Below are 23,653 nucleotides of genomic sequence, written 5' to 3'. Positions count from 1 at the left end.
GACAGGCATTACAGTCGGCCCTATGACCAAGTGGGAATACGCGACCGTGCCGCTGCTCGTACACGCCACGAAGCAGATTCTGGACACCTGGGGCGAGGACGGCTGGGAGCTCGTCCAGGTCGTGCCGGGGCCGAACAACCCCGAGCAGCTGGTGGCCTACCTCAAGCGGGAGAAGGCCGCATGAGCGCGGTCGAGGACAAGCTCGCCGAGCTGGGCCTGACCCTGCCGGAGGTCGCGGCTCCGCTCGCCTCGTACGTGCCCTCGCTCCGCTCCGGGGCGTATGTGTACACCTCGGGCCAGCTGCCCATGGTCAACGGCAAGCTCGGCGTGACCGGCAAGGTCGGCGCCGAGGTGACGCCGGAAGAGGCCAAGGAGCTGGCGCGGATCTGCGCGCTGAACGCCCTGGCCGCGGTCAAGTCGGCCATCGGCGACCTGGACAAGGTCGTACGGGTCGTGAAGGTCGTGGGCTTCGTCGCCTCGGCCCCGGACTTCACCGGGCAGCCGGGCGTCGTCAACGGCGCGAGCGAGCTGCTCGGCGAGGCACTGGGCGAGGCGGGGGTGCACGCCCGCAGCGCCGTGGGCGTGGCGGTGCTGCCGCTGGACGCGCCGGTCGAGGTCGAGATCCAGGTCGAGGTCGCGGACTAGGTCCGGACAGGGCCCGAAACGGGTCCGCCTGGACGGGCTCAGCCGGGCGCCGGGGCGAGCACCACGAAGTCCGCGCTGGACGGATCGAGGCAGACGGCCAGCCGCCCCACGTCCGGCATGTCCACCGGGCCCATCTGCACGCTGCCGCCGCCCTCGGTGACCTTGGCGACGGTGGCGTCGCAGTCCGCGACCGCGAACACCGGGTGCCAGTACGGCCGGCCGCCGGCGAGCGCCAGGTGATCCGCCGGGAGCCCCATGATGCCGCCCTGCGCCCGCTCGGGGCCCAGGCCGGCCGGGGCGATCAGCGTGTACGCGCCGCCGTCGCCTGGCAGCGGCATGTCCTGGGTCTGCCAGCCGAAGAGGGAGCCGTAGAAATTCTTCGCGGCGGCCGCGTCCGTCGTGTACAGCTCGATCCAGCAGAGGGAGCCCGGCACGTCCACCGCCTCAAGGCCCCGCATCGTCCCCGCCTGCCAGACGGCGAACTGGCCGCCCTGCGGATCGGTCAGCTGCGCCATCCGGCCTTCGCCGTCCGGGGCGAACGGAGCGACCCGTATGGAGCCGCCGGACCGCTCCACCGCCGCGGCCGTGGCCTCGACGTCGGGCGTCTGGAAGTAGATCATCCAGGCCGAGCGGGCCCCCTCCTGGGTGAGCCGGCCCAGACCGCCGACGCTCTTTCCGGCCAGCCGGAAGACGCCGTATCCGTCGGCCTCCAGCTCCGGCGGGTCGAGCTGCCAGCCGAAGACCGAGCCGTAGAAGCGGGTCGCGGCGGCGACATCGGGCGCCCCGAGGTCGACCCAGCACGGGGAGCCGGGCACATAGTCAGTGGTGATCATGGCGCTTCCCTTCCCGACCGGTCCCCTTGGCGGCCGCTTTCCTTCTCCGTCGTTTCCTTCTCCGTCGGATTTCCGACCCGCGTAGGTCCGTATGCAGTCAGGGTGACACCCGCCACTGACATCCGCCCTCCGACGCCTGCCCCGAAGGCCGCCGGGCGGGCTGAGCGGTCCAGGGCGCGCCTCTGACCAGGTCGGACAGTCCCGGACTGTCCGGGACGCCAGGAGACCTTGCCGGACGGCACAGCACAGAAAACGCTCCTTCATGGGCCCATCGCGGGGCCCATGAAGGAGGTCGTGATGACGGAGCAGACGCGGTCGGTCGGGCCCCGTCCTCACAGGTCGTCGCCCACCGCCATATCGGATCCTGAGACGAGGGGAAACGCCTCACCGTGAACACGTCGTCCGTAGACATGCCCTGGCCAACTCGTATGCGCATTAGGCTGCTTGGACAGCCTGAACGCATAGGAGCGGTCATGGAGACGGGGCCTGACCCGAAGGCGGCACGTACTGCGGCCGAGTTCGTCGTCGCGATGCGGCAGTTGCGTAGCTGGGCCGATCTGAGCTACCGCCAGCTGGAGCGGAACGCGGAGGCCGCCGGGGATGTACTGCCGCGCGCCACCATCTCGGGCGCGCTCAGCCGGGACGACCTGCCCCGGGAGCAGCTTCTCGCCGCGTTCGTACGGGCGTGTGGCGGGGACGAGGAGACCGTGGCCGTATGGCTGGCGGCCCGTCGGCGGCTGTCCATAGCCGGTCCCGGGGCCGCCTCGGCTCCGGACGAGCCCGTCGCCTCCTCCGGGCCCGCCTCCGACGATGCCTCCGTAGCCCTCTCTGAGGCCGCGCCGGAACCCGACGCCACCGACGCCACAGCCGGGCACGCCCCAACGCCCGCGCCCGTATCCGTACCTGCCCACGCCGCCGAGACCCGGCCCGGCGGCCTTACGCCGCCCGACCCGGAAGTGACCGAGGTGCTCGCCTCCGGCGAGGGGCCCGGCCCGGGCCCCGAGGAGCCCACGTCCGGCTCGGCGTGGAGAAGGCGGTACTTGCCCATGCTCGCGGTCGGTCTTTCCGCCGCCATCGGGGTGCTGCTGCTGGCTTACGGGCCGTTCTCCGGCTCCGACGGCGGCGGCCCCGACGCCCGGTCCGGAGCCGGCTCCGGCTCGTCCTCCGGCGGCGGGTCGTCCAAGGACGCCGACGCGCCGTCGGACGTCTCGGACACATCGAAGACCCCGGACACCCCGGACACCTCGGACAACTCGGAGACGCCGGACACCAAGGAGCCCGTCGCCGACGACACCCCGACCACGTCGCCGACCCGCGACGCTGCCTCGTCGAAGCCCGAGCCGACGGCCACCGGCGCCGCCTCCAAGCCCCGGCTGCCCGCCGCGGGTCCGACGCGGATCCATCCCGTCTCGGCCCCCGGCCTCTGCCTCACCGAGGGCCGGGAACGCAAGACCGGGAGGGCTGAGATCGCGGCTCAGATGCCGTGCGCCGACGTCCCGCTGCCCCGCGTGTCCCTGGACGCGGTCGGCAACGGCGTCTACCACATCCAGTGGGACCACCCCGGTGAGGGCAAGGGCCTAGGCTGCCTGGCCGTCGACAACAACGCGATGGAGTCGGGCGCCCTGCTCGCCCCGCGCGACTGCACGAACGCCGACAGCATGAAGTTCCGGCTGGAGCCGTCCCACGGCGGCTTCCGGCTGCGCCCGGTCCACAGCGGGCTGTGCATCGGGATCCTGCCGCCCCGTACGGAGGGCGCCGAGGCGATTCAGAACACCTGCACCGGCGAGGCGAACCAGGCGTTCCGTTTCACCGCGCCCTGAGGCGGCTTCCTCGTGCCCTGAGGCGGCGCGCCGCCCCCGGACCCCTCGAACATCCGCGCGCCAGCGCATAGCATCCGGCCATGTCCACTACGAATGGTCAGTGGTATCCGCCCGACTGGCCGGAGCGCATCCGGCGGCTGGCGGCCGGCGAGCTCACCCCGGTGACCCCGCGCCGGGCGGCCACCGTGCTGCTGCTGCGCGACGGGGCCGAGGGCCCCGCCGTGCACATGCTGCGCAGACGGACCTCCATGGCCTTCGCCGCCGGGGCGTACGCGTATCCGGGCGGTTCGGTGGACCCGCGCGACGAGCGCGGGGTGGCCTGGGCCGGCCCCTCGCGCCGGGAGTGGGCGCGGCGGCTGGGCCTCTCGGCCGACGACGGGACGGCGGCCCAGGCCATCGTGTGCGCGGCGGTCCGGGAGACCTTCGAGGAGGCGGGCGTGCTGCTCGCGGGCCCGACGCCGCATACGGTCGTCGCGGATACGACGGGCGAGGAGTGGGACGCGGACCGCGCGGCGCTGGTCGCCCGGGAGCTGTCGTTCGCCGACTTCCTGGACCGCCGCGGGCTCGTGCTCCGTTCGGACCTGCTCGGGTGCTGGGCCCGCTGGATCACTCCGGAGTTCGAGCCGCGCCGCTACGACACCTGGTTCTTCGTGGCCGCCATGCCGCACGGCCAGCGCACCCGTAACGCCTCGACCGAGGCGGACCACACCGTCTGGATCCGGCCCGCCGAGGCGGCCGCGGGGTATGACCGGGGCGAGCTGCTGATGATGCCGCCGACCATCGCGACCCTGCGCGACCTGGAGCCGTACGGCGCGGTCGCGGACGTTCTGGCCGCGGCCCCGGACCGGGACCTCACGCCCGTACTGGCGCGGGCGCGGCTGGAGGAGGGCCGGGTCGTACTGAGCTGGCCGGGGCATGACGAGTTCACCAAGCACATTCCCACGGGACCCGGACCCATGGGGGGAGCGACCTGATGACGTACGGAGCATCCTTGCCCGGCCAGCCGCGAGGCGGTGCCATCGGCGGCCCGGCCACCGATCGGGCGGTGTGCGTCCTCGCGCCGAACCCCTCCCCGATGACGCTCGACGGCACCAACACCTGGATCGTCTCCGAACCGGACTCCGACCTGGCCGTCGTCATCGACCCGGGCCCGCTCGACGACGCCCACCTCAAGGACGTCCTGGCCACGGCGGAGCAGGCGGGCAAGCGGGTCGCGCTGACGCTGCTCACCCATGGCCACCCGGACCACGCGGAGGGCGCGGCGCGCTTCGCCGAGCTGACGCGTACGCGCGTACGGGCCCTGGACCCGGCGCTGCGGCTGGGGGAGGAGGGGCTGGGGGCCGGCGACGTCATAACCACCGGCGGGCTGGAGCTGCGGGTGGTGCCCACGCCCGGCCACACGGCCGACTCGCTCTCCTTCCACCTCCCCGCGGACGCCGCGGTCCTGACCGGTGACACGGTGCTGGGGCGCGGTACGACGGTGGTGGCGCATCCGGACGGGCGGCTCGGCGACTATCTGGACTCGCTGCGGCGGCTGCGCTCGCTGACGGTGGACGACGGGGTGAGCACCGTGCTGCCGGGGCACGGGCCGGTGCTGAACGACGCGCGCGGCGCGGTGGAGTACTACCTCGCCCACCGGGCCAACCGGCTGGCACAGGTGGAGACGGCCGTGGAGAGCGGCTACCGCACGCCCTCGGAGGTCGTGGCGCATGTGTACGCGGATGTGGACCGGTCGCTGTGGCCGGCGGCGGAGCTTTCGGTCCGCGCCCAGCTGGAGTATCTGGGCGAGCACGGCCTGATCTGAAGCCGGGTGACCGGGCGCTTGGTGCCTGATGCTGGGCGCTTGGTGCCGGGCGTTTGGCGCGCCTCGCGCGGAAATACGAGGAGGGCCCTCGCCGACTGCAATCGATATGCGGCTGCCGCCGCGTGGCGATTGCAGCCGGCGAGGGCCCTCCCGTAACGCGTCAGCGGGACCGCTTGGCGAGCCGCTCGACGTCCAGCAGGATCACCGCGCGCGCCTCCAGCCGCAGCCAGCCGCGGCCCGCGAAGTCGGCGAGCGCCTTGTTGACCGTCTCACGCGAGGCGCCGACCAGCTGGGCCAGCTCTTCCTGCGTGAGGTCGTGGACGACGTGGATGCCCTCCTCCGACTGCACGCCGAAGCGGCGCGAGAGGTCGAGGAGCGCGCGGGCGACACGCCCGGGGACATCCGAGAAGACCAGGTCGGACATCTGGTCGTTGGTCTTGCGCAGGCGCCGGGCGACCGCGCGCAGCAGCGCCGTGGCGACCTCGGGCCGGGCGTTCAGCCACGGCTGCAGGTCGCCGTGGCCGAGGCCGAGCAGCTTGACCTCGGTGAGGGCGGTGGCGGTGGCGGTACGCGGGCCGGGGTCGAAGAGCGACAGCTCGCCGATCAGCTCGCCGGGCCCGAGCACGGCCAGCATGTTCTCGCGGCCGTCGGGAGAGGTGCGGTGGAGCTTCACTTTGCCTTCGGTGACCACGTACAGGCGGTCGCCCGGGTCCCCTTCGTGGAAGAGGGCGTCACCTCGCGCGAGGGTGACCTCTCCCATGGAGGCGCGCAGCTCAGCGGCCTGCTCGTCATCGAGCGCCGCGAAAAGCGGGGCGCGCCGCAGAACGTCGTCCACGAGACTCTCCTTGTCGACATGCACAGGGGACCGTCGTCCCCATGATGCCGGACGGTAAAACAGTGCGATCAATCACAAGTTTGACGCACCTGCCTGCGGCACTGTACGGCAGGGGTCCGATTGAGCGGCTCTTTCCTGTGGTCGGAGCGTATGTCAGTGCCGGGGCTTAGGCTGGCTGGGTGTCCAATAGGCCGGTGACAGCACGGGGCAAGGGGGCCGGACGGGTGAGCGCACCTCGTAATTCCGCTGTGGGCGAACAAGGGTCGGCCGAGCCAGCGGAAACGGCAAATCCACACAAAACCATCAAGCAGACAAAAGCCGCCGAAGCCGCTAAAGGTGCTGGCGCGACCGGAGCGCGGAAGACAGCCCAGGCGCGGCCCGCCGACGCCGCCAGACCCCGTAAGGCCGCCGCCGCCCGCCCCGAATCCAGGCTCGCACTCGTCCGCCGGGCCCGCCGGATCAACCGCGAGCTCGCCGACATGTATCCGTACGCGCACCCCGAGCTGGACTTCGAGAACCCCTTCCAGCTGCTCGTCGCCACGGTCCTGTCCGCCCAGACCACCGACCTGCGGGTCAACCAGACCACCCCCGCCCTGTTCGCCGCCTATCCGACGCCCGAGGACATGGCTGCCGCCGACCCCGAGGCGCTGGAGCAGCTGATCCGGCCGACGGGCTTCTTCCGGGCCAAGGCGAAGTCCCTGCTGGGGCTGTCCGCCGCGCTGCGGGACCGCTTCGACGGCGAGGTGCCGGGCCGCCTGGAGGACCTGGTGACGCTGCCGGGCGTCGGGCGCAAGACGGCCAATGTGGTCCTCGGAAACGCCTTCGGGGTGCCAGGGCTGACCGTGGACACTCACTTCGGACGGCTGGTGCGGCGCTGGAAGTGGACCGGTCAGGAGGACCCGGAGAAGGTCGAGGCCGAGATCGCCGCGCTCTTCCCGAAGAGCGAGTGGACGATGCTCTCGCACCGGATCATCTTCCACGGCCGCCGCGTCTGCCACGCCCGCAAGCCCGCCTGCGGCGCCTGCCCGATCGCCCCGCTGTGCCCGTCGTACGGGGAGGGGGAGACGGATCCGGACAAGGCGAAGAAGCTGCTGAAGTACGAGCTGGGCGGCCAGCCGGGGCAGCGGCTGCGGCCGCCGACCGACTATCCGGGCCGCCCCGCCGCCCCTCTGGGGGCCACCGCTTCCCTGGAAGCCGCCGCTCCTCTGGAGGCGGCCACTTCCCCGGGGTCGGCCGGATCGGCCGCTCCCGTGGAGGCCGCCGAGTGACGAGCACGTACGGCGGTATGGCCGGTGTGACCAGTGATGGGCTGCCCGAATGGCTGATGCCCGTGGCCCGAGCCGCGGAGACGGTGGAGGCCCGGCAGCTGAGCCGGTTTCTGCCGCCCGCGCGGGGCGGCGGCCGCCCCTCCGCCGTCCTGGTGCTGTTCGGGGAGGGCGAGCGCGGGCCCGAGCTGCTGCTTCTGGAGCGTGCGGGCTCGCTGCGCTCGCATGCGGGCCAGCCATCCTTCCCCGGGGGCGCGCTCGACCCGGAGGACGGCGATCCGGAAGGGGCCGGACCGGTGCGCGCGGCGCTGCGCGAGGCCGAGGAGGAGACGGGCCTGGACCCGGCCGGGGTGCAGCTCTTCGCGGTGCTGCCGCGGCTCTACATCCCGGTGAGCGGCTTCGTGGTGACGCCGGTGCTCGGCTGGTGGCGCAAGCCCAGCCCGATCCGGCCCGTCGACCCCGCCGAGACGGCCCGGGTCTTCACCGTGCCCGTGGCGGATCTCACGGATCCGGCGCATCGGGCGACCACCGTCCACCCGAGCGGCCACACGGGCCCCTGCTTCCTCGTCGAAGGGGCTTTGGTCTGGGGATTCACGGCCGGAGTGATTGACCGGATCTTGCACTACGCGGGCTGGGAAAGACCTTGGAACCGTGACAACCGCGTCCCGCTCGACTGGCGTGCATGAGACGGTGTCCCGGTGAATGTGCTGGACATCCTGCTGCTGCTCGCCGCCGTGTGGTTCGCGGTCGTCGGTTACCGCCAGGGCTTCGTCGTCGGCGTTCTGTCGGTGATCGGCTTCATCGGCGGTGGCCTCGCCGCGGTCTACCTGCTGCCGGTGATCTGGGACGGCACCACCGATCAGGCGTCCCCGGGCACCTTCGGCGCGGTCATGGCGGTCGTGCTGGTGATCGTGTTCGCCTCGGTCGGCCAGGCCGCCACCACCCACCTGGGCAACAAGCTGCGCCGTCACATCACCTGGTCACCGGCGCGCGCCCTGGACGCGACCGGCGGCGCGCTGGTCAACGTGATGGCGATGCTCCTGGTCGCCTGGCTGATCGGCTACTACCTGGCCGGCTCCTCGCTGCCCACCGTGAGCAAGGAGGTCAATAACTCCAAGGTGCTGTTCGGGGTCTCCCGGGTGGTCCCGGACGAGGCGACCACCTGGTTCTCCGACTTCCGCTCGGTGCTCGCGCAGAACGGCTTCCCGCAGGTCTTCTCGCCCTTCTCGAACGAGCCCATCACCTCCGTACCGGCGCCGGACCCGGCGCTGGCCTCGAGCCCGGTGGCCACCAGCGCCAAGCAGAGCATCGTCAAGGTCGTCGGCACCGCCCCCAGCTGCGGCAAGGTCCTGGAGGGCTCCGGTTTCGTCTTCGCGCGGCATCGGGTGATGACCAACGCGCATGTCGTCGGCGGGGTCGACCACCCGACCGTACAGATAGGCGGCGAGGGCCGGCTCTACGAGGCGAGGGTCGTGCTCTACGACTGGAAGCGCGATATCGCCGTCCTGGACGTGCCCTCGTTGAACGCGCCCGCGCTCAAGTTCGCCGAGGGCGACGCGCGCAGCGGCGACGGCGCGATCGTCGCCGGATTCCCCGAGAACGGCGCGTTTGACGTGCGCGCGGCCCGCGTCCGCGACCGTATCGAGGCCAACGGCCCGGACATCTACCACGACGGCACGGTGCACCGCGATGTCTACTCACTGTTCGCGACCGTGCGGCAGGGCAACTCCGGCGGCCCGCTGCTCACCCCGCAGGGCCGGGTGTACGGCGTGGTCTTCGCCAAGTCTCTCGACAACGCGGACACCGGATACGCGCTGACCGCGGACGAGGTGCGCCAGGACGCCGAGCAGGGCCGTACGGCACAGGCCCCGGTGGACACCAAGGGCTGCGCGCTGTAAAAACGCCGACCCCGCTGGTCATTCCCCTGTGGCCGCGAGAAGCCTCGCGGCCACAGTGCGTGTTATGTCGCGCTGTGTGAACGGCCGCTACTGACGGCCGGCTGCTGACGGCCGACTACTGACGGCCGCGTGGATGGCGCAGCCGAGCCGAGACCCAGCGGGCCCTGCGGCGGATGATGCGCGGGATCCCCATATCGGGGTCATGGCCTACGGAAGGCCCGGGACCGCCCCGCTCGGAAACGCTCAGCGCGGTATTGGCAGCAGCGGCGGCTTCGGAGCCGCGGTCGCTCGGTGCGTCACGGTAGTCGTGCGTCCAGCCCATACCTGGGTCTCTGCCCGGGGCCCAAGGTCCGTAATCGCCCCTGGCTGCGGCAATTGGCCTATGCTCCAGGCAAGTGGCCGTTCGAAAAACAGGTGTTCGCTCAATGTGCCGACAGCGGACAGTATGCGGACACCTAGCCGGCGGCTTGTACGCGGAACGGGCGATCTGTGGCCTCAGCGGTCGGGCTCGGGATCCTTGAGCCAGTTGATCAGCTCGGTGGAGAAGGCGACCGGATCCTCCTCGTGCGGAAAGTGCCCGAGGCCGTCGAAGAGCCGCCAGCGGTAGGGCGCCTCGACGTACTCCCCGGAACCCGCCGCGCTGCGGGTGCGCATCACCGGGTCGAGTGACCCGTGCAGATGCAGCGTGGGCACCCGCACCGGCCGCCGCATCCGCCGGTTGAACTGGAAACCGTCCGGCCGCGCCAGCGACCGCACCATCCAGCGGTACGGCTCGATCGAGCAGTGTGCCGTCGACGGGATGGTCATCGCCCGCCGGTAGATCTCCACGGCCTGGTCCTCGGGCAGCCGAGGCCCCGACCAGTCCCGGATCAGCCGCCCCACCAGCGCCGCGTCGTCCGCGGTCAGCTGCCGCTCGGGCAGCCAGGGCCGCTGGAAGCCCCATACGTAAGAGCTGGCCGCGCTCTGCTTGACGTCCCGCAGCATGGCCGAGCGCCAGCGCCGCGGATGCGGCATGGAGGCCACCGCGAGCCGCCGGACCAGCTTCGGCCGCATCACCGCGGCCGTCCAGGCGAGGTATCCGCCCAGGTCATGGCCGACGAGTGCGGCGTCGGGCTCGCCGAGCGAGCGGACCACCCCGGTGATGTCGAGGGCGAGGTTGGCCGGGTCGTAGCCCCGGGGCGTACGGTCGCTGCCGCCCACCCCGCGCAGATCCATCGCCACCGCCCGGAAGCCGGCCTCGGCCAAGGCGGTCAGCTGGTGCCGCCAGGCCCACCAGAACTGCGGAAAGCCGTGCAGCAGCAGGACCAGCGGGCCGTCACCCAGCTCGGCGATATGGAAGCGCGCGCCGTTGGCCGCGACGTCCCGATGGGTCCAGGGTCCGTCGAGCCGTACGACCGAGGCGGAGGTGTCAGGGGCCGTCATGCGGTCGAGCGTGTCACATCCCGTGCCGGGCGGCCGCCATTGGCCGCGGCGCGCGGGTGCGGCTTGACGCTCCCCAGCACGGCCGCCGTCTCCTTGGCCGAGGCCATGGACTTCTTCGGCGCCTTGACCCGCTTGAACTTGGCGAGCGCGAAGCCGCCGAGGATCCCGGCGATCAGCCAATAGATGCCACCCACGATCAGAAAGCACCAGGCGAGGCCGAGGCCGGTCCAGGCGCGCAGGCCGTAGGCGAGGGCGAAGCTCAGCACCGGCAGCGAGAACAGCAGCAGCACCCCCGCCACGATGGCCGCACCGCTGCCGAACAGGGTGCGCCGGGCGCTGTCCCGGAATTCGGCCTTGGCCAGCGCGATCTCGTCGTGCACCAGCGCGGACAGTTCGGTGGTCGCCGTGGCCACCAGCTGGCCGAGGCTGCGGTTGCCGCCGTCGTCGGCTGCGCTCATCGCCATCTCCCTCTGCTCTCGCACGTCTTATGCGTCCCGCACGTCTTACGCGTGGTCGTACGCGTCGTCTTGCTCGTCTTACTCGTCGTCTTGCTCTCGTCTTGCGCGTCTGCCAGGTCTTCTGCGCTTCTCCGCGGTCGTCAAGCCTCTCAGATCATGCCGGACCATCGTCACCGGAGTCGGATGCGGCAGCCACTTCGGCAAGTCGACGGTGCTCGGCGGCCTTGGCCTCGTGGATCGCGGCCATCCGAAGGTGGTAGGCCGGGCTGTCGAGTTCGTAGATATCGGGGATGCCGTCCTGGTCCTCGTCCCGCTCCTCTTCCTCGCACAGCTTCCGGTAGGTGTTGTTACGTATCTTCAGCAGGACGCCCGAGACGACCGCGGCGAGCAGCGAGCCGATGAGCACCGCCGCCTTCACCTCGGCGGCGAGCGTGGGGTCGGAGGGGAAGGCCAGCTCGCCGATGAGCAGGGAGACGGTGAAGCCGATTCCGGCGAGCGAGGCGATCGCGAACACATCCCCCCAGGCCAGGTCCTCGTTCAGCTCCGCCTTGGTGAAGCGGGCGGCGAGCCAGGAGCCACCGAAGACGCCGATGGTCTTGCCCACGACGAGGCCGAGGACGACGCCGAGCGTCTCGGGACGGGTGAAGACCTGCCCGATGGCTTCGCCGGAGACCGGGACCCCGGCGGCGAAGAGGGCGAACAGCGGGACGGCGAGTCCGGCCGACAGCGGGCGCACCCGATGCTCGATGCGCTCGGCGGGGGAGCGCTCCTCGCCCTCGCGCACGGTGCAGCGCAGCATCAGGCCCATGGCGACGCCGGCGATCGTGGCGTGCACCCCGCTCGCATGCATCAGAGCCCAGATGACGAAGGCCAACGGGACATAGATGTATGCGCCGCGTATGCCCTTGCGGTGCAGCGTCCAGAACACGACGAGACCGGCGAAGGCGAGGCCGAGGGCCACGAAGTCGATATGCGTCGTATAGAAGATCGCGATGATCAGGATCGCGCCGAGGTCGTCCACCACCGCGAGGGTGAGCAGAAACGCGCGCAGGGCGGCGGGCAGGGCGGTGCCGATGACGGCGAGCACGGCGAGGGCGAAGGCGATATCGGTCGCGGTGGGCACCGCCCAGCCCCTGAGGTTTCCGCCGCCGGCCGAGCCCACGGCCACATAGACGAGGGCGGGCATGGCCATGCCGCATATCGCTGCCACGACGGGGAGCGCGGCCGCCTTGGGGTCGCGCAGTTCGCCCGCGATCAGCTCACGCTTGAGCTCGATGCCGGCCACGAAGAAGAAGATGGTGAGCAGGCCGTCCGCGGCCCAGGAGCCGATCGACAGCCGCAGATGCAGCGCGTCGGGGCCGAAGGAGAAGTCCCGGACGTCCCGGTAGAGGCCGCTGAGCGGGGTGTTGGCGAGGAACAGCGCGGCGATGGCGGCGACCAGCAGGATGATGCCGCCGACGGTTTCGGTGCGCAGCGCGTCGGTGACGAAGGTCCGCTCGGGCAGCGACAGACGTCCGAGGAACTTGCGGCGGATGGGCGCGGCCACGGGGAGCCTCCTGGGGCGGACGGACATATACACGCGTGTGGATACACGTGTGGTGTGTGCCGACCAGACTTCCCGGCGCGCCCTCGAAAACTTGTTCTTCTCGCGTTCTTGACGCGATGGCTTTCCACCCTAACCGGAATGCCCGGAGGACGCCCCGCCAGGCCGGGCGCCCTCCGTTTTCCGCATGCCGTCTGTGCCGATTATGCGGCTCCGCCGCGCGGGCCGATATGCGGCTCCGCCGCGCGGGCCGATATGCGGCTCCGCCGCGCGGGCCGATATGCGGCTCCGCCGCGCGGCCGCTGTGATCGGGTCAGTCCTCGCTGGCGGCGGACGGCAGCTTGCTCTGGATGAGCTCCATGACGGATGAGTCGGTGAGGGTGGTGACATCGCCGAGGGTGCGGTTCTCGGCGACATCGCGCAGCAGCCGACGCATGATCTTGCCGGAGCGGGTCTTGGGCAGCTCGGCCACGGGCAGAATCCGCTTGGGCTTGGCGATCGGGCCGAGGTGCTTGGAGACGTGGGCCCGCAACTCCTCGACCAGACCGTCTTCCTCCGCGGCGCCGCCGCGCAGAATGACGAAGGCGCAGATGGCCTGGGTGGTCTGGGGATCGGTGGCCCCGACGACCGCGGCCTCGGCGACCTTGGGGTGCGAGACGAGCGCCGACTCCACCTCGGTCGTGGAGATGTTGTGGCCGGAGACCAGCATGACGTCGTCGACCCGGCCGAGCAGCCAGATGTCGCCGTCGTCGTCCTTCTTGGCGCCGTCGCCCGCGAAGTAGCGGTTGGCGAAGCGCGACCAGTAGGTGTCCAGATAGCGCTGGTCGTCGCCCCAGATGGTGCGGAGCATGGACGGCCAGGGCTCGGTGAGGACGAGGTAGCCGCCGGAGCCGTCCGGCACCTCGTTGGCATCGTCGTCGACGACGGTGGCGGAGATACCGGGGAGCGGGACCTGAGCCGAACCGGGCTTGGTCTCGGTGACACCCGGCAGCGGGCTGATCATCATCCCGCCGGTCTCGGTCTGCCACCAGGTGTCGACCACGGGCGTCTTGTCCGCGCCGATGTGCTTGCGGTACCAGACCCATGCCTCGGGGTTGATCGGCTCGCCGACCGAGCCGAGGATGCGCAGCGAGGACAGGTCGAACTTGGCCGGGATGTCGTCGCCCCACTTCATGCAGGCGCGGATCGCGGTCGGGGCGGTGTAGAGGACCGTGACGCCGTACTTCTGGACGATCTCCCACCAGCGGCCCTGATGCGGGGTGTCCGGGGTGCCCTCGTAGAGCACCTCGGTCGCACCGTTGGACAGCGGTCCGTAGACGATGTACGAGTGGCCGGTGACCCAGCCGACATCGGCCGTGCACCAGTACACATCCGACTCCGGCTTGAGGTCGAAGACGGCGTGATGGGTGTAGGAGACCTGGGTGAGATAGCCGCCGGTGGTGTGCAGGATGCCCTTGGGCTTACCGGTGGTGCCCGAGGTGTAGAGGATGAAGAGCGGGTGCTCGGCCTCGAACGCCTCGGGGGTGTGCTGCTCCGGCTGGCGGTCGACGAGCTCATGCCACCACACATCGCGGCCCTCGGCCCAGGCCACTTCCTGGCCGGTGCGGCGGACCACCAGCACATTGCGCACCTTCTCGGTGCCCGGACGGGTCAGGGCCTCGTCGACGGCGGGCTTGAGCGCGGAGGGCTTGCCGCGGCGGTAGCCGCCGTCCGCGGTGATCACGACCCGGGCGTCGGCGTCCTCGATGCGGGTGGCGAGAGCGTCGGCCGAGAAGCCGCCGAAGACCACGGAGTGGGGGGCGCCGATGCGGGCACAGGCCAGCATCGCGACGACAGTCTCCGGGATCATCGGCAGATAGATCGCGACCCGGTCACCGGTCCGGACCCCGAGCTCGGTCAGGGCATGCGCCGCCTTGGAGACCTCGCGCTGCAACTCGGCGTACGTGACGGAGCGGGTGTCGCCGGGCTCGCCCTCGAAGTGGATGGCCACCCGGTCGCCCAGCCCGTTCTCCACATGGCGGTCGACGCAGTTGTACGCCACATTGAGCTTGCCGTCGGCGAACCACTTCGCGAACGGCGGGTTCGACCAGTCCAGCGTCTCGGTCGGCTCGACGGCCCAGGTCAGCCGACGGGCCTGCTCGGCCCAGAAGCCCAGGCGGTCAGCCTTCGCCCGCTCATACGCCTCCGCCGTGACATTGGCGTTGGCGGCCAGGTCGGCGGGTGGAGCGAAGCGACGCTCCTCCCGAAGAAGGTTGGCCAGGCTTTCGTTGCTCACGACATCTCCCTTTCCCAGGGTGACCGTTGTGTCCCAGGCCATAGCTCATCAGCCCGCGGTGCACCCTGACAAGGGTCGTCGGCAAAAATTGGTTTAGACCTGTAATCACATGAGTCCCACGCCCCCGGCCAGGGAACCGCCGCCCAAGCCCGCCGCCGCGGCCCCGCCGCTCGCACAGGCACCAGCTGCCGCGCCATGATCCGGCCGTACAGCCGAGAATCTGCCCGCTCCCCCGGCCTCCAGCACATACGCCTGAGCCTCCCCCACATGGAAGTACATCCCCTGAAGCACCAGCCCGCCCTCCGCCACCCGGCGGGCCACACAACCGTGCGACATCAGATGGTCGAGCTGCTGCACCACATTGACCAACGCCAGCCGCTCCAGCTCATCGGCCACGGGCCTGTCCCCGAGCGCCACCTCCCCGCGCCCCAGCCGCCCGATCCGCTCCATACGGGCCAGGCTCGGGCGCCCATGGCGCAGCCATCGCGCAAGCGGCGTCTGCGCGACGGCGGGCGCGTGCGTCCCATGCGGCGTCTGCCTGCCCGTCGGTGTCTGCGCCGCGGGTGGTGTCTGCGTCCCGGACGGCGCCTGCCTGCCGTGCAGTGTCTGCTTGCCGGAAGGTGCGGGCACCGCCGAGCCGAGCAGCGCCTGCATCGCCCCGCATCCCGAGTGTCCGCACACCGTGATGCTGCCGACCTTCAGCATCTCCACCGCGTATTCGAGGGCCGCGCCCACCGAGTCACAGGCATCCCCGGAGCCGGGCGGTGGCACCAGATTGCCCACATTGCGCACGGTGAACAGGTCGCCGGGCCCACTGGAGGTGATCATGCTGGTCACCAGCCGGGAGTCGGCGCAGGTCAAGAAGAGCTGAGTGGGCCGCTGCCCCTCCCGCGCGAGCCGCGCCAACTCCTCCCGCACCAGCGGCGCCGTGTGCCGCTGGAAGGCGCTCACCCCGCCGAGCAGCTGCCCTCCGCCGTTCTGCACGGCCGTCGGGGCGGGACGGGTGCAGTGATGATTGCGCCAGGGTGTCCACGGTCGGCAGGCATGGGCGCTGGCCGGCTCGGCGATCGGCCGCCCCGACCGGCCGCCGAGCCTGACCCAGCCGCCGCGCGCCCGATGCCCCTCGGCCCAGGACTGCAGCGCGTCATACGCGGCGTGGTCCATGAACCAGCCGCCCAGCTCCACCACCACGCTCGCCCCGGCCGGCAGCTGCGCCAGGGCCCGGCTGAGCCGGGGCACCGCCAGAAACGTCAGCTGCCCGCTCACCCGCACCCGGTGCAGCCCGGCCTCCTCGGCCAGGGTGATCCGGGTGTGGGCCAGCCGGCGCAGCGCCGTCACGACCGCGACCACGATCCCGACCACCACCCCCTGCAATACGCCCAGCAGAACGACCGCGCCCAGCGTCGCCGCGTACACCGGGAACTCCCGGTTCCGCTGCACGTTCTTGATGTGCGCGAAGCTGACCATCTTCACGCCGACGACCATGACCAGCGCGGCGAGCGCCGCGAGCGGAATCAGCTCGAGCACCCCGGCGAGCAGCCCCGCGCACAGCGCCACCCATACGCCATGGAGCACCGTGGACCGGCGGGTCACGGCACCGGCCCGGACGTTCGCCGAGCCGCGGATCGCGCCTCCCGCGATCGGCAGCCCGCCCAGGAGCCCGGAGACCATATTGGCCGCGCCCTGCCCGACCAGCTCACGGTCCAGCCGGGTCGGCTGCTTTTCCGGTGCTGGGCGCGGCGCCACGCCTGGCGCCTCCGTCCGCGGGCCGGGTCCCGCGGTCTGCAGCCGGTCGACGGCGACGGCGGACAGCAGCGATTCCATGCTCGCGACCAAAGTGACCGTCAGCACGGCGGCGCCCAGCCCGAGCACCGGCCCCTCCGGAAGTCCGGGCAGCGCCGGGACCTCCCAGGACGGCAGATCGACGCGCGGCACCGTCATGCCCGCGCTCACCGCGGTGGCCGCGACGACGGCGACGAGTGCCGCAGGCACGGTACGCGCGACCCGCCCGGCCTTCCCCGGCAACCAGGGCCACAGCACGAGCACTGCGACGGTGATCGCACCCACCAGAAGGGCGGCCGGGTGCGGGTGTCTCAACTCCGTGGGCAGCGCGGCGATGTTGTCGATCACTGAGCTGTCGGGGCTGTCGCCGAGCACCACATGCAGCTGGCCGACCGCGATGACGACGCCGATGCCCGCGAGCATCCCATGGACGATGGCCGGGCTGATCGCGAGCGCGGCCCGCGCCACCCGCAGGGCGCCGAAGGCCAGTTGCGCCGCGCCGGCGAGCACAGTGATCGCGCAGGTGGTGCGCCACCCGTAGCGCTGCACGAGATCGGCGGTGACCACGACCAGGCCGGTCGCGGCGCCGCTCACCTGGAGAGGGGCGCCCCCGAGCAGCCCGGCCACGATTCCGCCCACGACGGCGGAGACCAAACCGGCCTGCAGCGGGGCGCCTGTGGCCAGCGCGAGCCCTAGGGAGAGCGGGATCGCGATCAGAAAGATGACGATCGAGGCGGAAAGGTCCCGTCGGCAGGAGACCCCGCCGATCCGGTTCAAGAGCTGCGACATTCCCGTCTCCTCCGGGGCTTCGCGGCCGCGCATGAGAGCGCGGACGTGGGTCACGGCGTACTGCGGTCTGATTCCCAAGCCCGGCATCGACCACCAAGCATTGGTAAATGAATCGTAATGCCGAGTAAAGTCGGCAGGAAGTCTTTTCGGGTAGAACAGGTCTATGTTCCACCTTACGGGTGAATAATCATTTGAAATGGCTTGTCATGCTCTGCCTTTTCTCCGTTCCGTGCGAGCTTGGCTCTCGTTCCGAGCTCCCACGACGCGGAACGACGAGAGAGGCGAGGTGGCCGTATGAGGGCCAGAAGAAACGTCACTGCAGGGTTGGCCGTCATGGCCGTGCTGGCCGCGTTGGCCAACTGCACGGGGAGCTCGCACGACTCACAGCGCTCAGGCAACCCGGGCCAGCCGCGGACGGACCGCGGCGCGCAGCGGAACGGGCCGGCGGCGCCCAAGCACCCCAAGCGGGGCGGGAAACAGGGCCGGCTCATCGGTGACGGATCGACCTCCTACACCGGACCGCAGCCGGGGCAGCTCAGACCCCGCCGCCTCAAACCGGGCGACAAGCCACCGCAGTTCGTCGTCTTCTCGTGGGACGGCGCGGGCCAGGACGGCCAGAAGCTCTTCTCCCGCTTCCGCGCCGTCGGCAAGAAGTACGACGCGACGATGACGTACTTCCTCAGCGGCGTCTACATGCTGCCCACCAAGAAGCAGGACCTCTACGATCCGCCGCGACATTCGCGCGGCTCCTCGGCCATCGGCTTCAACGACATCAAGGGCGTCAAGGACACCGTTGAGCAACTCGGTGCCGCCTGGCTCGAAGGCAATGAGATCGGCACCCACTTCAACGGCCACTTCTGTGGCCCGGACGACGGGGTGGGCACCTGGAGCCCCCAAGAGTGGATCGACGAGACCCGGCAGGCCGTGTCGTTCGTCAAACACTGGAAGACCAACACCGGCCTGCGGGACGGCGAACCGCTGCCCTTCGACTACGGCAAGGAGCTCGTGGGAGGCCGCGCCCCCTGCCTGGAGGGGCAGAAGAACCTGATCAAGGCAGGCAAGAAGATGGGATTCCGCTACGACGCCAGCTCCGTGGGCGGCCGCCAGGTCTGGCCGAAGAAGATCCACGGAATCTGGGACTTTCCGCTGCAGGAGATTCCCGTGCCCGGCCATTCCTTCGAAACTCTGTCGATGGACTACAACTTCCTCGCCAACCAGTCCGGCACGACCAAGGGCGACCCCTCCAAGCGCGCCGCCTGGGGCAAGCAGATGCGCGAGGGACTGCGTGCCGCCTTCCGCCGGGCGTACAAGGGCAATCGGGCACCGCTGTTCATCGGCAACCACTTCGAATCCTGGAACGGCGGAACGTATATGAACGCCGTCGAGGACACCATCAAGAAGGTCTGCCCGAAGAAGGGCGTGCGCTGCGTCTCCTTCAAGCAGCTGGCCGACTGGCTGGACGCGCAGGACCCCGGAGTCCTGCGCCGACTGCGCAAACTGGACGTCGGGAAGCGGCCGAAGGGCGGCTGGGCGGGCTTCTTCGCCGCCGAGCCGGCCTCCACGCACTCCGCGCTGCCGGTCAAACGGAAGCGGAAGTAGCCGCCGACCGCCCGGCCAGGACGGATTCGCCCAGCATGAAGGCGGGGTCGACCTGGGCGGCCAGGTCGGCGCCCGTCTTCTCGTTGCCCCAGCTCTCCGCGTTCCTCAGATGGAAGTGCACCATCTGGCGGGTGTAACGCCGCCAGTCCCGCCGCTCGTACGACGCGTCCGCCGCCTCGTACAGCGTCCGCAGGGCGCGGCGGTTGACCTCCTCGAGCTCCTCGAAGCGCGGCGGGCGGCCCCTTTCCATGGCCCGCACCCAGTCCGAGTGGCCGACCGTGACCAGCAGGTCCTCGCCCACCTCCGCGCGCAGAAAGGCCAGATCCTCCGGACCCTGCACCTTGTTGCCGACCACACGCAACGCCACGTCGAAGTCGGCGGCGTACTCCTTGTACTGGCGATAGACCGCCACGCCTTTGCGTGTGGGCTCGGCGACCAGGAACGTCATGTCGAAGCGGGTGAAGAGGCCAGAGGCGAAGGAGTCGCTGCCGGCGGTCATGTCGACGATGACGAACTCGTCGCGGCCGTCCACCAGATGGTTCAGGCACAGTTCGATCGCGCCGACCTTGGAGTGGTAGCAGGCGACGCCGAGATCGGACTCGGTGAACGGGCCGGTCACCATCAGGCGGACCTGCCCGCTGTCGAGCCCGACCCTACGGGCGCAGGCCTCGTACACCGGGTTGTTCTCGTCGATCCGCAGGAGCCGTGAGCCCTCGCCCGGCGGAGTCGTCTTGATCATCGTGTCGGCGCCGGAGATACGGGGGTTGGTGCCGCGCAAGTAGTCCTTGATCAAGGGGAGGTGGGCGCCCATGGCGGGCAGTGCGGCGGCTTCCGGCTCGTCCAGACCGAGGGCCACACCGAGGTGCTGGTTGATGTCCGCGTCGACGGCCATGACGGGGGCGCCGGTGGCGGCGAGGTGGCGGATGAACAGCGAGGACAGCGTCGTCTTCCCGCTGCCACCCTTGCCCACGAAAGCGATCTTCATGTTCACCTAGCGTAGGTGAGTGATCGTTCCGGAAGGCGGATACGGTGAAGAAGACCACTCCAATGAGGGGTGGCGGCGGTGGGTACCGGTAGGTGCGTAGGGTCGTACTCATGAGTACGACAGCAGATCCGCTCGCCGCCCTGGCCGCGCTTCCCGGCGTCGCCGACTCCGTGGACGCCGTGCGCGAGGCGGTGGACCGGGTCTATGGCCACCGGGTGATGCGCCGCCGCAGCAATGAGGTCACATCCGAGGCGGCCCTGCGCGGGGCGCGCGGCTCCGCCGCCCTGGCCGGGGCCGACTGGGCGCTGGAGGAGGTGCGGCGCCGCAGCGACTTCGGATCGGAGGGCGAACCGCGCACGGTGGGCGCGGCGCTGCGGCTGACCGCCGAGGCCGGACAGCTGCTGAGCGTATGGCGGCAGTCGCCGCTGCGGGTGCTGGCCCGGCTGCATCTCGTCGCGGCGGGGGGTACGGAGGTGGCCGACACGGTGGGGCGGCCGCGGCTGGCGGGTGAGCCGGTCGAGGAGCCACTGATCGAACTGACGCTGCCGGACGCCGACGAGGTGGCCGGGCGGCTGGACGGGCTGGCGCGGCTGCTGCTCGCGGGGAGCCAGGCCCCGGCGCTGGTGACAGCCGCGGTGGTGCACGGCGAACTGCTGGCCCTGCGGCCCTTTGGGTCGTACAACGGTCTGGTGGCCCGCGCGGCGGAGCGGATCGTGCTGGTGGGCAGCGGACTTGACCCGAAGTCCATCTGTGCGGCCGAGGTCGGACACGCGGAATTGGGCGCTGCGGCATACGCCGAGGCGTTGAAGGGCTATGTCTCGGGGACGCCTGAGGGCATGGCGGCGTGGATCGCGCAGTGCGGGCGTGCGGTGGAGTTGGGGGCCCGTGAGAGCACGGCGGTCTGCGAGGCCCTGCAGCGCGGCGCCGCCTGAGTCACCGCAGGACGGGGCGCTGCGGTGGGCCCGGACGTGGTTGCGGCGGCACCGAGTTCGGTACCGCCGCTGGCACGGCCACCGGGTTACCATGCGTGCACGAGAATTCGCCCATCAGGTCGGGATCTTCGCCCGTCACCTGGTGCGGCTGGCCCGTAATCGACGGGTCGGCGTCGCGTGGGTGCCCAGTATTCATGCTAGGTCCGTGGGCCTTGGTGCGTCTGGGGGAATCCTCCGGATGCCCCTGGTCTCGCGGGCCTTCGATTCCTTTCTACTCCTGTGTCAGCCCAAGCGGAAGCTCTCATCGCAGATCTTTGTGATTGGCTTCAAATACGGGCATACGGTGCGCGGCGCCGACTGGCGTACCACATCAGCCCGGCGGTGGCTGCGGCCGCGCCCACCGCCGCCGCCACGGCAAGCACCGGACGCGGCGGCATGGACAGCGAGGGCACGCGTTGCTTCAGCCGCACCGGCTTGTTGAAGGAGAGGATCGGCCAGCCACGGGCGGCGGCCTCGCGGCGCAGCGCGCGGCTCGGGTTCACCGCGTGGGGATGGCCGACTGACTCCAGCATCGGCAGATCGGTGGCCGAGTCGCTGTATGCGTAGCAGCGGGAGAGGTCATAGCCCTCGGAGTCGGCCAGCTCGGCGATGGCTTCCGCTTTGGTCGGCCCATAGGCGTAGTACTCCACCTCGCCGGTGAACACCCCGTTCTCCACGACCATACGGGTGGCGACGACTCGGTCCGCGCCCAGCAGCTCGCCGATCGGCTCGACGACCTCGGCGCCCGAGGTGCTGACGATGACCACATCGCGGCCGGCGGTGTGGTGTTCCTCAATGAGGGAGGCGGCCTCGTCATAGATGATCGGGTCGATGAGGTCATGCAGGGTCTCGGCGACGATCTCCCGCACCTGCTCGACATTCCATCCACGACACAGCGCCGAGAGATACTCCCGCATCCGTTCCATCTGCTCGTGATCGGCCCCGCCGGCGAGGAAGACGAACTGCGCATATGCGGTACGCAGTACGGCGCGGCGGTTGATCAGCCCACCTTGGTAGAAGGACTTGCTGAAGGTGAGCGTGCTCGACTTCGCAATGACCGTCTTGTCCAGGTCAAAGAAGGCGGCTGTCCGAGGCAACGAGTGGTTTTCCACGACGCCGAGCATAGGGCCCACCATTCGGCGTAAGCTGGGCGCGTGGGTTTGCCTGAGAAGGCTCTCGGGTACACCATGGAAGTCACGGATCGTTCGCGACCGTGCTAACCCGGTCCGACTCCTCCCCCCCCGAGTCGGCCGTGGGGACGACCCCCGCTCTCCCCCCCGGCGGGGGTCGTCGCATGTCCGGACGCATTTGCGGTCTTTTCACCTGATCATTTCCCCTTCCGGGCCTCGGCTGGCGACTGCCGCCCCACCACATTGATTCGTGACTGTGTGTAATCGCAAGGCTGCTCTCCGGAAGTCACTGGTTTAGGTGACTGGGATATTCACAACTGATGAGTTGTCCACAGTTTTGGACCAAGATCCCCAAGATTTCCTGGATCGCCGGACGCTGATTCTCCGCGGCGTTCGCGCTCATCGTTCGCGGAAGTGAGAGCGCGTAACGAGATGGGCGCGTAAGGAGAAGGGGAGGGGATCGGATCGTGGCTGGATCCATCACACCGAATCGACCGGCGGCGGATGGGCGACTGTGCAGACCGCTGATCGTCACGGAGGACGAGGAGCTTCTCGACGACTTGTTACGGCTGTGCGCGGCGGCGGGGGCCGAGCCCGAAGTGGTGCATGGCTTGCCCGCGCGCCGCGGTAGTTGGGAGGGCGCCCCGCTCATTCTGGTCGGTGACGACGCGGCGGCCCGGCTGCGCGGTGGCACCCGCAGGGAGGGGGTGCTGCTCATCGGACGGGACCTCGACGACCACGGCATCTGGCAGCGAGCTGTCGCCCTCGGCGCGGACAATGTGGCGTTTCTGCCCGATGCCGAGACCTGGCTGGTGGACCGCATCGCCGACGTGGCCGAGGGCGTCGGCCGCCAGGCCTTCACCATCGGAGTCGTCGGTGGGCGCGGTGGCGCGGGGGCCAGCACCCTCGCCTGCGCCCTGGCGGTCACCGCCGCCCGCGCGGGGCGGCGCACCATGCTCATCGACGGAGACCCGCTGGGCGGCGGTCTGGATGTGCTGCTCGGCGGCGAGGGCGCGGAGGGGCTGAGATGGCCCGCCTTCGCCGAATCTCGCGGCCGGGTCGCCGGGAGCGCGCTGGAGGAATCGCTCCCCGAACTGCATTCCCTGCGCGTGCTCAGCTGGGACCGCGGCCAATCGGTGGCCATTGCGCCGTCCGCGATGAGGGCGGTGCTCGCGGCCGCGCGGCGGCGCGGCGGGGTCGTGGTGGTGGACCTGCCTCGGCGGGTGGACGACACGGTGGCCGAAGCCCTCGACCAGCTGGATCTGGGCCTGCTGGTCGTGCCCGCCGAGCTGCGCGCGGTCGCCGCCGCCCACCGCGTGGCTTCGACGGTCGGCATGGTGCTGCGGGATTTGCGCGCGGTGGTGCGCGGGCCATGCGGACCCGGGCTCGACGAAGAGGAGATCGCCCGGCTTCTGGACCTGCCGCTGGCCGGTGAGCTGCCGCCGGAGCCCGGGCTGTCGGATGCGTGGGACGGCGGTGAGCCGCCGGGCGGCAGCGCCCGCGGGCCGCTCGCCCGGTTCTGCTCGGAGTTCTGGGGGCGGGTCCTGGTAGACGTGGAGCAGCAAGGGGGCGGGGCATGAGCGTCGGGACGAGCGTCAC

Annotated in this window: 21 protein-coding genes; 11 read left to right on the top strand and 10 right to left on the bottom strand. The window is 70.7% G+C overall.

Features of this window, described 5'->3' with window-relative positions; genetic code table 11:
- The first annotated feature begins 22 nt into the window (after positions 1-22).
- Entirely contained in the window at positions 23-184 is a 162-nt protein-coding gene (locus ACH4U7_RS36455) for a DUF4177 domain-containing protein (protein WP_014178397.1), read from the top strand.
- Positions 181-645: a RidA family protein gene (locus ACH4U7_RS36450; protein ID WP_014178398.1), complete on the top strand. Its 465-nt coding sequence runs from the start codon at positions 181-183 to the stop codon at positions 643-645. Before ACH4U7_RS36455 ends, ACH4U7_RS36450 begins: the two co-directional genes overlap by 4 nt.
- Before the next feature lie 38 nt (positions 646-683).
- Here the strand turns inward: ACH4U7_RS36450 and ACH4U7_RS36445 are convergent, their stop codons facing one another.
- Positions 684-1,478 (bottom strand): VOC family protein, encoded by a 795-nt coding sequence (locus tag ACH4U7_RS36445; RefSeq protein WP_398532059.1) that lies wholly within the window; start codon positions 1,476-1,478, stop codon positions 684-686.
- 473 nt (positions 1,479-1,951) lie between these two features.
- Between ACH4U7_RS36445 and ACH4U7_RS36440 the strand changes: the two genes are divergently transcribed.
- From ACH4U7_RS36440 to ACH4U7_RS36430, 3 genes are all read left to right on the top strand, one after another.
- A complete protein-coding gene (locus tag ACH4U7_RS36440; protein WP_398532058.1) occupies positions 1,952-3,298 on the top strand; it encodes a hypothetical protein in 1,347 nt (448 codons plus the stop codon).
- A gap of 80 nt (positions 3,299-3,378) precedes the next feature.
- Entirely contained in the window at positions 3,379-4,272 is an 894-nt protein-coding gene (locus ACH4U7_RS36435; RefSeq protein WP_398532057.1) for an NUDIX hydrolase, read from the top strand.
- On the top strand, positions 4,272-5,102 hold the full coding sequence (locus ACH4U7_RS36430; RefSeq protein ID WP_398532056.1) for an MBL fold metallo-hydrolase: 831 nt from the start codon (positions 4,272-4,274) through the stop codon (positions 5,100-5,102). The genes ACH4U7_RS36435 and ACH4U7_RS36430 overlap by 1 nt, the downstream gene beginning before the upstream one ends.
- A gap of 160 nt (positions 5,103-5,262) precedes the next feature.
- Here the strand turns inward: ACH4U7_RS36430 and ACH4U7_RS36425 are convergent, their stop codons facing one another.
- Positions 5,263-5,937 (bottom strand): Crp/Fnr family transcriptional regulator, encoded by a 675-nt coding sequence (locus tag ACH4U7_RS36425; protein ID WP_003981529.1) that lies wholly within the window; start codon positions 5,935-5,937, stop codon positions 5,263-5,265.
- A gap of 248 nt (positions 5,938-6,185) precedes the next feature.
- Here ACH4U7_RS36425 and nth point away from each other — a divergent pair, with 248 nt between their 5' ends.
- Genes nth through ACH4U7_RS36410 form a run of 3 tightly spaced genes read left to right on the top strand, consistent with a single transcriptional unit; the run spans position 6,186 to position 9,100 of the window.
- Positions 6,186-7,205 (top strand): endonuclease III, encoded by a 1,020-nt coding sequence (nth, locus tag ACH4U7_RS36420; RefSeq protein WP_398532195.1) that lies wholly within the window; start codon positions 6,186-6,188, stop codon positions 7,203-7,205.
- Positions 7,206-7,222: 17 nt separating this feature from the next.
- A complete protein-coding gene (locus ACH4U7_RS36415) occupies positions 7,223-7,888 on the top strand; it encodes a CoA pyrophosphatase (RefSeq protein ID WP_358638928.1) in 666 nt (221 codons plus the stop codon).
- Positions 7,889-7,900: 12 nt separating this feature from the next.
- Positions 7,901-9,100: a MarP family serine protease gene (locus ACH4U7_RS36410; RefSeq protein WP_398532055.1), complete on the top strand. Its 1,200-nt coding sequence runs from the start codon at positions 7,901-7,903 to the stop codon at positions 9,098-9,100.
- A gap of 115 nt (positions 9,101-9,215) precedes the next feature.
- Here the strand turns inward: ACH4U7_RS36410 and ACH4U7_RS36405 are convergent, their stop codons facing one another.
- From ACH4U7_RS36405 to ACH4U7_RS36380, 6 genes are all read right to left on the bottom strand, one after another.
- Entirely contained in the window at positions 9,216-9,422 is a 207-nt protein-coding gene (locus ACH4U7_RS36405) for a hypothetical protein (RefSeq protein ID WP_385626775.1), read from the bottom strand.
- Positions 9,423-9,595: 173 nt separating this feature from the next.
- A complete protein-coding gene (locus ACH4U7_RS36400) occupies positions 9,596-10,522 on the bottom strand; it encodes an alpha/beta fold hydrolase (RefSeq protein ID WP_398532054.1) in 927 nt (308 codons plus the stop codon).
- Positions 10,519-10,980 (bottom strand): phage holin family protein, encoded by a 462-nt coding sequence (locus tag ACH4U7_RS36395; RefSeq protein ID WP_398532053.1) that lies wholly within the window; start codon positions 10,978-10,980, stop codon positions 10,519-10,521. Before ACH4U7_RS36395 ends, ACH4U7_RS36400 begins: the two co-directional genes overlap by 4 nt.
- Positions 10,981-11,134: 154 nt before the next feature.
- Positions 11,135-12,526, bottom strand: a complete 1,392-nt coding sequence (nhaA, locus tag ACH4U7_RS36390; protein WP_398532052.1) for a Na+/H+ antiporter NhaA — start codon at positions 12,524-12,526, stop codon at positions 11,135-11,137.
- A gap of 310 nt (positions 12,527-12,836) precedes the next feature.
- Entirely contained in the window at positions 12,837-14,798 is a 1,962-nt protein-coding gene (acs, locus tag ACH4U7_RS36385; RefSeq protein ID WP_398532051.1) for an acetate--CoA ligase, read from the bottom strand.
- 105 nt (positions 14,799-14,903) lie between these two features.
- Positions 14,904-17,369 (bottom strand): bifunctional SulP family inorganic anion transporter/carbonic anhydrase, encoded by a 2,466-nt coding sequence (locus ACH4U7_RS36380; protein WP_398532050.1) that lies wholly within the window; start codon positions 17,367-17,369, stop codon positions 14,904-14,906.
- 294 nt (positions 17,370-17,663) lie between these two features.
- On the opposite strand from ACH4U7_RS36380, the gene ACH4U7_RS36375 reads away from it, so the two are divergent.
- Entirely contained in the window at positions 17,664-18,968 is a 1,305-nt protein-coding gene (locus ACH4U7_RS36375) for a hypothetical protein (protein ID WP_398532049.1), read from the top strand.
- On the opposite strand, the gene ACH4U7_RS36370 is transcribed toward ACH4U7_RS36375, so the two are convergent.
- Positions 18,949-19,953 carry an ATP-binding protein gene (locus ACH4U7_RS36370; RefSeq protein WP_398532048.1) on the bottom strand — a complete coding sequence of 335 codons (1,005 nt, stop codon included), beginning with the start codon at positions 19,951-19,953 and terminating at the stop codon, positions 18,949-18,951. The two genes, ACH4U7_RS36375 and ACH4U7_RS36370, sit on opposite strands and share 20 nt — an antisense overlap.
- Positions 19,954-20,063: 110 nt before the next feature.
- Between ACH4U7_RS36370 and ACH4U7_RS36365 the strand changes: the two genes are divergently transcribed.
- Positions 20,064-20,885 (top strand): oxidoreductase, encoded by an 822-nt coding sequence (locus ACH4U7_RS36365; protein ID WP_398532047.1) that lies wholly within the window; start codon positions 20,064-20,066, stop codon positions 20,883-20,885.
- A 326-nt stretch (positions 20,886-21,211) separates the two neighbouring features.
- Here the strand turns inward: ACH4U7_RS36365 and ACH4U7_RS36360 are convergent, their stop codons facing one another.
- Positions 21,212-22,048: an HAD family hydrolase gene (locus ACH4U7_RS36360; RefSeq protein WP_398532046.1), complete on the bottom strand. Its 837-nt coding sequence runs from the start codon at positions 22,046-22,048 to the stop codon at positions 21,212-21,214.
- A 473-nt stretch (positions 22,049-22,521) separates the two neighbouring features.
- Between ACH4U7_RS36360 and ssd the strand changes: the two genes are divergently transcribed.
- A complete protein-coding gene (gene ssd, locus ACH4U7_RS36355) occupies positions 22,522-23,634 on the top strand; it encodes a septum site-determining protein Ssd (RefSeq protein WP_398532045.1) in 1,113 nt (370 codons plus the stop codon).
- Positions 23,635-23,653: the final 19 nt, after the last annotated feature.

Origin of the sequence: Streptomyces sp. NPDC020845 (assembly GCF_044334165.1) — a bacterium.
Lineage (GTDB): Bacteria > Actinomycetota > Actinomycetes > Streptomycetales > Streptomycetaceae > Streptomyces.
Note: the sequence above shows the minus strand (reverse complement) of the source record. Positions and strands in the feature narration are given on the sequence as shown.